The organism is Blastomonas sp. UPD001 (assembly GCF_003426715.1).
Lineage (GTDB): Bacteria > Pseudomonadota > Alphaproteobacteria > Sphingomonadales > Sphingomonadaceae > Blastomonas.
The window spans coordinates 2,305,890-2,314,844 of sequence record NZ_QKVT01000001.1; the positions used below are offsets into that span (position 1 = coordinate 2,305,890).

The following is an 8,955-nucleotide window of genomic DNA, read 5'->3' on the forward strand; positions in this document are numbered from 1 at the left end:
TTCTGCCGTGGATCCGGCAGGGCGGTCATACGCCCTGCTTCACCAGTGTAAGCAGTGCATGCACGTGTTCAATGGGCGTCTGCTGCAATATGCCATGGCCGAGGTTGAAAATATGCGGCCGCCCTTCGAAGGTGCGCAGGATGTGGCGGACCGCATTTTCCATCTGCTCGCCGCCCGCGAGCAGCGCCAGCGGATCGAGATTGCCCTGGACCGGCAGATGCGCGGGGATGTTCGCCGCGGCCCAGACCGGATCGATCGTCTCGTCGAGCCCCAGGGCATCGACCCCGGTCTCGCGCGCATAGGCGGCGAGCTTCTCGCCCGCGCCCTTGGGAAAGCCGATCACGGGAACGCCCGGTCGCGCTTCATGGATGGCGGCGGCGATCCGCGCATTGGGCGCGATCACCCAGCGTTCGAACTGCGCCGGTGCCAATGACCCCGACCAGCTGTCGAAAATCTGGACGGCATCGACCCCGGCATCGATCTGGCCGATCAGATATTCGATGGTGAGGTCGACGATTCCGTCGATGAGCGCCTGGAAGCCCTGGGGATCGCGATAGGCATATTCGCGCGTGGCGTGCTGGTCCTTGCTGCCCTCGCCGTTGACCATATAGGTCGCAACGGTCCAGGCAGACCCTGCAAAGCCCAGAAACGTCTTCTCAGGCGCCAACTCGGCCTTTACCAGCCGCACGGTCTCGTAGATCGCCTCGAGCCGCTCAGGGACCGGCTGCAGGCTCTCCAGCGCATGATCGAGCAGCCGGGGCGACAGGTGCGGCCCTTCGCCCACCAGGAACTTGAGGTCCTGGCCCATCGCATAGGGGACGATGAGGATGTCGGAAAACAGGATCGCGGCATCGAGCTCGAACCGGCGCAGCGGCTGCAGCGTGATCTCGGCCGCGGCAGGGCTGTCATAGACCAGCTCGAGAAAGCCGCCCTTCTCTGCACGCAAGGCGCGATATTCGGGCAGGTAGCGCCCGGCCTGGCGCATCATCCACATCGGCGGCACCGTGGCCACATGTCCGTTCAAGCAATCGAGCAAGGGCGCCTTTCGCGCCGTCGTCAGAGCTGTGTCCCCACCCATCTTAATTCTTATATCCTTTATATAGGGATTCTGTTGAAGAAGGCCGCTGGAAAACCGGCATGACGCTTTCTTGCCCTATGTATCGACAGATTGACAGTCGCCAAATCGCAGCTGCCTGACGAGTCGGCAAATTTGTGCCCACTATCAACACCCTGTGGGTAAAGCTGTCCCTTGTGGACAAGCGCTGTGATGAATCCCCGGTCAGGGGGGAGCAAAAACATCCCCGGTTTTGCCCACAACATCATGCCTTGATTTATCCCCGCGCTGCCCACAGACCAGAGCCATGAGCCGCATTCACCTGCATCTGCTGTCGGATTCCACGGGCGAGACCCTGGAGAATATCGCCAAGGCGGCGCTGGCGCAGTTCGACGCGGTCGAGGTGATCAAGCATTTCTGGCCGATGGTGCGCTCCGAGACGCATCTCGACCGCATCCTCGACGAGGTCGCGGCCAATCCGGGGCTGGTGCTGTTCACTTTGGTCAATCCCGATATCCGCGCCAAGCTGGAGCGGCGCTGCCGCGTGCTCGGGCTGCCGATGGTGCCCGCGCTCGATGCGGTGAGCGATGCCTTGTCCAACCTGCTCGGCCAGGCGGCCAAGGCGCGGCCCGGCCGGCAGCATGTGCTCGACGCCGCCTATTTCGCGCGCGTGGAAGCGATCCAGTTCACCATCGCACACGACGACGGGCAGAACTGGGAAAACTGGGAGGCGGCCGACATCGTGCTCGCCGGGGTGTCGCGCTCGTCGAAGACGCCGACCTCGATCTATCTCGCCAATCGCGGCTACAAGACCGCGAATATCCCGATCGTGATCGAATCCCCGCCGCCGTCCGCGCTGTTCACGCTCAGGCATCCGCTGGTCGTCGGGCTGACCACCAATCCCGAACGCTTGATCGCGGTGCGCCGCAACCGGCTGTTGTCCTTGAACCAGGCCCCCGAAACCGATTATGTCAATGACGAGAAGGTGAAGGCCGAGCTGGCCTTTGCCCGGCGGATGTTTGCGGATAATGGTTGGCCGGTGATCGACGTGACGCGTCGATCGATCGAGGAATCGGCGGCGGCGATCATCAACCTGTTCAACGAGCGCGAAGCCGCGCGCGAAAACAGGCGGCAGGCAAGCGCGCCAATGGATAAAGCCTAGACTGCACAAGGCATAAGGACGACGGAAATGCTGATACTCGCATCGCAAAGCACCGCGCGCCGGGCCATGCTCGATGCCGCCGACGTGCCCTTTTCGGTCGTCGCGGCGCATATCGACGAATCCTCGATCCGCGCCTCGCTCCACGCCGAGGGGACGAGCCCGCGCGACATTGCCGATGCGCTGGCCGAGGCCAAGGCGATGCGCGTCGGCACGCGGCGGCCCGAGGCGATGGTGCTCGGTTCGGACCAGATCCTGGAAACGAGCGAGGGCGAGATGCTGAGCAAGCCGCAGACGCCCGACGATGCGATCCGCCAACTCGAAACGCTGTCGGGCAAGCCGCACCGCCTGTGGAGCGCCGCCGTCATCGTCGAGGGCGGCCGTCCGATCTGGCGGCATGTCGACAAGGCGGTGATGCACGTGCGTCCGCTGGGCACCGCCTTTGTGCGTGACTATGTGGAAAAGCACTGGGAAACCATTGGATACACGGTGGGCTGTTACGAGATCGAGGGCGCCGGAGCCCAGCTTTTCAGCCATATCGAGGGCGATGTGTTCACCGTTCAAGGAATGCCACTGTTGCCGCTGCTCGGCTTCCTGCGCCAGCGCGAACTGATGCCGAGCTGATGGTTTTGCGCTTGGTGGCAACCTTCGCACAACGTCCCTCGACTTCGCTCGGGAACTCGGAAAGTTTTTCCGGTAATTAGCAACGCTACACCCTGTTCCGTTTGTCCCGAGCGACGTCGAGGGACGCTTGCCCAAGGGTTCAACAATGTCCAAACCCTATGCCGAGGTGATCGGCGACCCGATCGCGCACAGCAAATCGCCGCTTATCCACAATTTCTGGCTGAAACAGCTCGGGTCGGACGCGGAGTACCGCGCGTGCCATGTCACGCCCGACGCGCTGGCCGATTATATCGCCGAACGCCGCGCCGATCCGCTCTGGCGCGGGTGCAACGTCACCATTCCGCACAAGATCGCGGTGATGGAGCATGTCGCCGATCCGGGCGACGTGCGCGGATCGATCGGTGCGATGAACACGATCGCGCGCGATGAGCAGGGCGCGCTGTTCGGCACCAATACCGATGCGGGCGGATTCTATGCCCCGCTGGGGCAGAGCGATTTTACCGGCGCCGATGTCGCGGTGATCGGCGCGGGCGGCGCTGCGCGCGCGGTGCTGTTCGCCCTCGCGCGGATGGAGGTCGGCAGCGTCACGATCCATGCACGCAATCCGCTCAAGGCCATGGGATTGCTCGCGAGCTTCGCGCTCAAGGGCCAGGTGCGCGGTATGGACGATCCGCTGGGCGAGGTCGATCTGCTGGTCAACACCAGCCCGCTCGGCATGAAGGGCTTCGACCCGCTGGTGCTCGACCTCGACCCGCTGCCCGAGAGCGCTCTGGTCTATGACATCGTCTACAATCCGCTCGAAACCGGCCTGCTCAAGGCGGCGCGCGCGCGCGGGCTGGAGACGGTCGACGGGCTCGAGATGCTGATCGGCCAGGCGGCGCTCGCGTTCGAGATCTTTTTCGGTGCCGCGCCACCGCGGGATCGCGACGACGAGCTTCGGGCGATGCTCACCGCATGATGGCCCCGATCAAGCGTCTGCCGCCGCACCACCGTCACCGGCCGATGGTGCTGGGGCTGACGGGATCGATCGGCATGGGCAAGTCGGCGGTGGCGAAGATGCTGCGCGCCGAGGGCGTTCCGGTCTTCGATGCCGATGCCGAGGTGCACGTCCTGCAGGGCCCGGGCGGCGCCCTGCTTCCCGCGATCGAGGCGGCGTTCCCCGGCACCACCGGGCCGCGGGGGGTGGACAGGGCGAAGCTCGGCGCGGCGGTGTTCGGCAATCCGGCGGCGCTCAAGAGGCTCGAGCATATCGTGCATCCGGCGGTGGCGCGCGCGCGCGCGGCGTTCGTCCGCGCCCATCGCTCGCGCCGGATCATCGTGTTCGATATCCCGCTGCTGTTCGAGAAGGGCGGCACGCAGAATGTCGACGGCATCGTCGTCGTCTCCGCCGCACTGTGGCAGCAGCGCAAGCGCGTGCTCGCGCGACCGGGAATGACCGCGGCGCGCCTGCGCCACATCCGTCACCTGCAGATGGCCGATCACCACAAGCGTGCGCATGCCGATTGGGTGATCCCCACCGGCGGCACCAAATTGGCGACGCGGCAGGCGGTGCGCGGGCTGCTTCAGAATTTACGTTCGGCCCTTGCACGATGAGCAAATCGGTCCAATAGTATTGGAAATGAGAGAGATCATTTTCGATACCGAAACCACCGGCCTGTCCCCCGATGAAGGACACAGGATGGTGGAAATCGGATGCATCGAGATGGTCGGTCGCAGCCTGACGGGCCGCACCTTCCACGCCTATTTCAATCCCGAAATCCCGATGCCGCCCGAAGCCGAGAAGGTGCACGGCCTGGGCGATGCGTTTCTCGCCGACAAGCCGCTGTTCGGCGCCGGCGTCGAGGATCTGCTCGACTTTCTGGGCGATGCGACCCTGGTCGCGCACAATGCCGGGTTCGACATGCGCTTTCTGAATGCGGAACTGGCCATGGTCGGCAGGCCCGCCATCCCGATGGGCCGCGTGATCGATACCGTCGCGATGGCGCGCGCCAAGTTCCCCGGATCGCCCGCCAGCCTCGATGCACTGTGCAAGCGCTTTGGCGTCGACCGCAGCCACCGCGTGCTCCACGGCGCGCTGCTCGATGCCGAGCTGCTGGCGCAGGTCTATATCGAGCTGACCGGGGGTCGCCAGATCGGGCTCGGGCTGGCCGATGACAGCGCCGACGCGGCGACCGTCGCCGGCGCGCGTCCCCGTCTCATTCCCAGCGTCCAGCGTCCGCACCGCCTGCCGCGCCCGTTTTCCGCCAGCGCGGAAGAGCTGGCCGCGCATGCGGAATTTCTGGGCAAGATCAAGCAGCCGCTCTGGCTGTCGACACGCTAACCTTTTTTACTGAAATCCACCCCGGAAAGGAGGTCTTTACCCGAATTGTCACCCGATCCTTAGCGTGAGACGCCAAGGATGTATCGATCCGGCCCGTCGCGGCAATGGTCTGACGGCTGGCCCCAAAAATGGAGAATAACATGGACATTCGTATTTCTGGTCATCAGGTCGACACGGGCGAAGCGCTCAAGGTGCACGTCGCGGACCGGCTCAATGCGATTGTCGAAAAGTATTTCTCGAAGGCCATATCCAGTCAGGTGACCTTCTCTCGAGGGCCGCACGAACAGTTTCAGTGCGATATCGTCACGCATGTGATGCAGGGCCTGATCCTCAAGGGCCATGGCCTCGCGCAGGATGCGCATGTCGGCTTCGACGGCGCGGCGGACAAGATCGAGAAGCAGCTGCGCCGTTATATGGGCCGCCTCAAGGGCCGCCACGAACAGTTCCAGCACGCCGCGCGCGAGGAAGAGGCCGCCTATGTGGTGTTCGAAAGCGCCAGCGAAGAGGAAGAGGTGCTCGGTGACGCCCCGGTGGTGATTGCCGAAACCCGGGTCGACGTGCCCGAGGCGACCGTTTCGGATGCCGTGATGATGCTCGACCTGCGCAACACCAATGCGCTGTTCTTCAAGAATACCGGCACCGGGCGCCACAACATGGTCTATCGCCGCCCCGATGGTTCGATCGGCTGGGTCGAACCGCGCGCCTGAAAAATCTGGCGCACTGTGCGCCTGTGCATCGCATGGCTTGGTTTTTCGGGCGATATGGTGCATGGGCGCGCCAGCAATGCGTCGGCGGGATGAGGCAACCCCCTCCCGGCAGGGCCGGCGATGATCTGAACACCATTCGTACGCGCCGCTTCCGCAACGACCGGAGGCGGCGCGACAGAATCGAGAATTTTGACTGTCATGGCGTGGTTCGAACTCGACAAGCAGGCGGTGCTGATCTCTGCGCGCGTCGCGGACAAGCACCAGGCGCTGGAACTGGCCGCCGAGCAGTTCGGCCATTGCTACGGGCTGGATGCCGACAAGGTGCTCGGCTGCCTGCTCGAACGCGAACAGCTCGGCTCGACCGGCTTCGGCCGCCGCGTCGCCATTCCCCATGGCAAGCTCGACGGGCTGGACCATTCGGTGGCGGTGGTGCTGCGGCTGGGCAAGCCGATCGAGTTCGGCTCGATCGACAATCTGCCGGTCGATCTGGTGATCGCGCTGCTCTCGCCCGTCGCCACCGGTGCGATGCATCTCCAGGCGCTGGCGCACATCTCGCGGCTGACGCGCGACGAAAAGACGCTCGCCAAGATCAAGGGCGCGGACGATCCCGATGCGATCTATGCGCTGGTCACCGCCGAGCTGGATCGTGACGCTGCCTGACCGGGCGACAGGCCCGGGCGAGGAAGCGCATTTCCGCGCGCTCGAACGCCTTTATGCCGCTGCCGCGATCAACCGGCTGTTCCCGTCGCGGCTGACGATCACCGCTGCGGGCAAGGCGCGGATCGATTTCGACGTGACGCCCGAGCATTTTCACGCTGCGGGCGCGGCGCATGGCACCTTGTATTTCAAGATGCTCGATGACGCCGCCTTCTACGCGTGCAACGCGCTGGTCACCGACCGCTTCCTGCTCACCACCGCGTTCAACCTGCATTTCACCGCGCCGGTGCGTGCAGGCCCGGTCTATGCCGAGGGGCACTGGGTGAGCGGGCGCCGGCGCGTCTGGGTGGGGGAATCGCGGCTGGTCGATAGCCATGGCGAGGAAATCGCGCGCGGCACCGGTACCTTCATGCGCTCGCATATCGCGCTGTCGGGGCTGGAGGGCTACAAGCAGCCGATCGCGGACAGCCCGTGATCGAGCCTCGGCTGGCGGCCAGCGTCCGCATCGAGGCGCTCAAGCGGCTGACTGCGGCAGCGGGTGGATTTGCCACGATCATCGCCAGGGGTGATCCGGTATCGGGCGCCATTCTCATCGCGCGCAGCGTGCGCGGGCAGGACGAAGCACTGTTCGAAATGTTCAGCGGCCTCGACGGCAAGGCGCGCTGGAACGAGGTGTGGACGGAAGATTCTGCACCACCCGCGCGCCATGGCAGCATGGCCGACTATATCGACCGTCGGCGCGCGCGCGATGCGGATTTGTGGATTATCGAACTGGATGTCGCCAGCCGCGCACAGTTCAACGCTATAATCGACGAGCCGAGTTGACTCGCCGAGCCCCCTGCTAGAGGGGCCGCTGCACCGATCAACGCGCAGGCGGCCTTCATGGTTCCGCGGTCTTTTGCAGGACCGGGAAAAACAGGGGCTAGCACGCAGACGGGGGGTTTCCCTTCCGGAACCGGCCGGGCCTTGCTGCCCGATTCCTGTTCCGGCTGTGGTGATCCACCGCACAGTCAAAGTTTGCAATGAGTAAGGTCCTCAAGGTCGCCAGCATGGCCGCCATGGCAGTCTATTCGATTGTCACTCTCTCTCTCACCGACGCGTCAGCCGCCTTTGCATCGCCGCTGATAGCCGACATGATCCAGCCGGTTCCCGCCCAGAGCAGCGAAACCACCGCCTCCAGCGCCGCTGAAGCCGCTGTCGAAGCCGGTGCCGCCACGGCCGAAACCGCCTCCCAGCAGATCGACACCCAGACTGCCCAGCCGCCGCTCAAGGCCGAAAGCCTGGCGCAGCTCGTGTCGATGTCCGACATTCCCGCCGAGATCGACGAAGAGACCCGCTGCCTCGCCGGTGCCGTCTATTTCGAATCCAAGGGCGAAACCCTGAACGGCCAGCTCGCCGTCGCCAAGGTGGTGATCGCACGCCGCGATTCGGGCCGCTTTGCCAGCAGCCTGTGCGGTGTGGTCTATCAGCCCAGCCAGTTCTCGTTCGTCCGTGGCGGCCGCATGCCCGCCATTCCCACCGCCAGCCAGGACTGGAAGGAAGCCGTCGCCATCGCGCAGATCGCGATGAAGGACAGCTGGGACAGCCCGGTCGAAGGCGCGCTGTTCTTCCACGCGCGCCATGTCTCGCCCGGCTGGCGCATGCAGCGCCTCGCCGCCGTCGACAATCACGTCTTCTATCGCTGATCGGCTGGTCTCAGGACCAGCCCCGACAGCTTCAGAGCTAGTCCTTTGGGTCGCAAAGGACTGCGGCGGGCGCTCCTCTAGCGCCCGCCTCGACCTGTCTTGACATCCGGCCATGCTCGACCCACCGATCTAGGGACCCCGGGGCAAGGTGCGGAGAGAGATGTGACCGTTCGCAAGGCAAGCTGCGCCTGTGGCCAGGCGACACTCGAATGTCGCGGAGAACCCCGCCGGGTCTCGGTCTGTCATTGTCTCGATTGCCAGCGTCGCAGCGGTAGCGTCTGTGCGGTGCAGGCGCTGTGGCCCGATGGCGATGTCGCCGTGAGCGGACAGGCGCGCGTGTGGACCCGCCGCGGCGATGGCGGCTCGACCGCCTGCTTCCATTTCTGTCCCGAATGCGGGGTCAGCGTGATGTACCGGGTCGATTCCATGCCCGGCCTGGTGGCGATACCCGTCGGTCTCTTCGCCGATCCGCGATTTCCCGCGCCGGAATATTCGGTGTACGAGGATCGCAAGCATGGCTGGTTAGACGTGGTGGGCGAAGGGATCGATCATTACGCCTGAGCCCGGCGGACAAAGAAAAGGACCGGCAGCTTGGGGCTACCGGTCCAGTCGGGTTTACCAAGGGTTTGGTAATCGAGAAGGGGCATCAGCTGCCGACGGCAATGCGCTCGCCGGGCTTGAAGCGCTCGCCGGCTTCGGCGCGGGCGATCAGCGTCACCATCGCGCGCTGGCCGCTGGCGATCGTTTCG

At 64.7% G+C, this 8,955-nt stretch carries 12 protein-coding genes; 11 read left to right on the forward strand and 1 reads right to left on the reverse strand.

The features are described from left to right. Positions 1 to 25 precede the first annotated feature (25 nt). Positions 26 to 1,078 (reverse strand): uroporphyrinogen decarboxylase, encoded by a 1,053-nt coding sequence (hemE, locus tag DM995_RS11730; RefSeq protein ID WP_502696588.1) that lies wholly within the window; start codon positions 1,076 to 1,078, stop codon positions 26 to 28. A gap of 283 nt (positions 1,079 to 1,361) precedes the next feature. Here hemE and DM995_RS11735 point away from each other — a divergent pair, with 283 nt between their 5' ends. The 11 genes from DM995_RS11735 to DM995_RS11785 all read left to right on the forward strand — a co-directional run bounded on the left by DM995_RS11735 (position 1,362) and on the right by DM995_RS11785 (position 8,767). Next, positions 1,362 to 2,216, forward strand: coding sequence for a pyruvate, water dikinase regulatory protein (locus DM995_RS11735; RefSeq protein ID WP_031318747.1), 855 nt, complete (start codon positions 1,362 to 1,364; stop codon positions 2,214 to 2,216). Positions 2,217 to 2,243: 27 nt separating this feature from the next. Continuing rightward, the gene (locus DM995_RS11740; protein ID WP_023839441.1) at positions 2,244 to 2,837 is read left to right on the forward strand and encodes a Maf family protein; all 594 of its coding nucleotides are present in this window, start codon (positions 2,244 to 2,246) and stop codon (positions 2,835 to 2,837) included. 145 nt (positions 2,838 to 2,982) lie between these two features. Then, complete coding sequence (aroE, locus tag DM995_RS11745; RefSeq protein WP_116969542.1) at positions 2,983 to 3,795, forward strand: shikimate dehydrogenase; 813 nt, start codon at positions 2,983 to 2,985, stop codon at positions 3,793 to 3,795. Further along, on the forward strand, positions 3,792 to 4,430 hold the full coding sequence (coaE, locus tag DM995_RS11750; protein WP_198669336.1) for a dephospho-CoA kinase: 639 nt from the start codon (positions 3,792 to 3,794) through the stop codon (positions 4,428 to 4,430). The genes aroE and coaE overlap by 4 nt, the downstream gene beginning before the upstream one ends. 25 nt (positions 4,431 to 4,455) lie before the next feature. After that, a complete protein-coding gene (gene dnaQ, locus DM995_RS11755) occupies positions 4,456 to 5,157 on the forward strand; it encodes a DNA polymerase III subunit epsilon (protein WP_116969543.1) in 702 nt (233 codons plus the stop codon). Positions 5,158 to 5,297: 140 nt separating this feature from the next. Next, positions 5,298 to 5,864 (forward strand): ribosome hibernation-promoting factor, HPF/YfiA family, encoded by a 567-nt coding sequence (hpf, locus tag DM995_RS11760; protein WP_023839445.1) that lies wholly within the window; start codon positions 5,298 to 5,300, stop codon positions 5,862 to 5,864. A gap of 198 nt (positions 5,865 to 6,062) precedes the next feature. Further along, positions 6,063 to 6,524, forward strand: coding sequence for a PTS sugar transporter subunit IIA (locus DM995_RS11765; RefSeq protein WP_023839446.1), 462 nt, complete (start codon positions 6,063 to 6,065; stop codon positions 6,522 to 6,524). Beyond that, the gene (locus tag DM995_RS11770) at positions 6,511 to 6,996 is read left to right on the forward strand and encodes a PaaI family thioesterase (RefSeq protein WP_198669337.1); all 486 of its coding nucleotides are present in this window, start codon (positions 6,511 to 6,513) and stop codon (positions 6,994 to 6,996) included. Before DM995_RS11765 ends, DM995_RS11770 begins: the two co-directional genes overlap by 14 nt. Then, on the forward strand, positions 6,993 to 7,346 hold the full coding sequence (locus tag DM995_RS11775; RefSeq protein ID WP_116969544.1) for a DUF1491 family protein: 354 nt from the start codon (positions 6,993 to 6,995) through the stop codon (positions 7,344 to 7,346). The genes DM995_RS11770 and DM995_RS11775 overlap by 4 nt, the downstream gene beginning before the upstream one ends. A gap of 197 nt (positions 7,347 to 7,543) precedes the next feature. Next, the gene (locus tag DM995_RS11780) at positions 7,544 to 8,206 is read left to right on the forward strand and encodes a cell wall hydrolase (RefSeq protein WP_023839449.1); all 663 of its coding nucleotides are present in this window, start codon (positions 7,544 to 7,546) and stop codon (positions 8,204 to 8,206) included. Between the two features lie 162 nt (positions 8,207 to 8,368). Further along, the gene (locus DM995_RS11785; RefSeq protein ID WP_116969545.1) at positions 8,369 to 8,767 is read left to right on the forward strand and encodes a GFA family protein; all 399 of its coding nucleotides are present in this window, start codon (positions 8,369 to 8,371) and stop codon (positions 8,765 to 8,767) included. The last annotated feature ends 188 nt before the right edge of the window (positions 8,768 to 8,955 follow it).

Excerpts from the sequence above, each read along its gene's own strand:
- DM995_RS11780 (WP_023839449.1), top strand. The coding sequence starts at position 7,544 with ATGAGTAAGGTCCTCAAGGTCGCCAGCATGGCCGCCATGGCAGTCTAT.
- DM995_RS11740 (WP_023839441.1), top strand. The coding sequence starts at position 2,244 with ATGCTGATACTCGCATCGCAAAGCACCGCGCGCCGGGCCATGCTCGAT.
- dnaQ (WP_116969543.1), top strand. The coding sequence starts at position 4,456 with ATGAGAGAGATCATTTTCGATACCGAAACCACCGGCCTGTCCCCCGAT.
- hpf (WP_023839445.1), top strand. The coding sequence starts at position 5,298 with ATGGACATTCGTATTTCTGGTCATCAGGTCGACACGGGCGAAGCGCTC.
- DM995_RS11735 (WP_031318747.1), top strand. The coding sequence starts at position 1,362 with ATGAGCCGCATTCACCTGCATCTGCTGTCGGATTCCACGGGCGAGACC.
- aroE (WP_116969542.1), top strand. The coding sequence starts at position 2,983 with ATGTCCAAACCCTATGCCGAGGTGATCGGCGACCCGATCGCGCACAGC.
- hemE (WP_502696588.1), bottom strand. The coding sequence starts at position 1,078 with ATGGGTGGGGACACAGCTCTGACGACGGCGCGAAAGGCGCCCTTGCTC.
- DM995_RS11765 (WP_023839446.1), top strand. The coding sequence starts at position 6,063 with ATGGCGTGGTTCGAACTCGACAAGCAGGCGGTGCTGATCTCTGCGCGC.
- coaE (WP_198669336.1), top strand. The coding sequence starts at position 3,792 with ATGATGGCCCCGATCAAGCGTCTGCCGCCGCACCACCGTCACCGGCCG.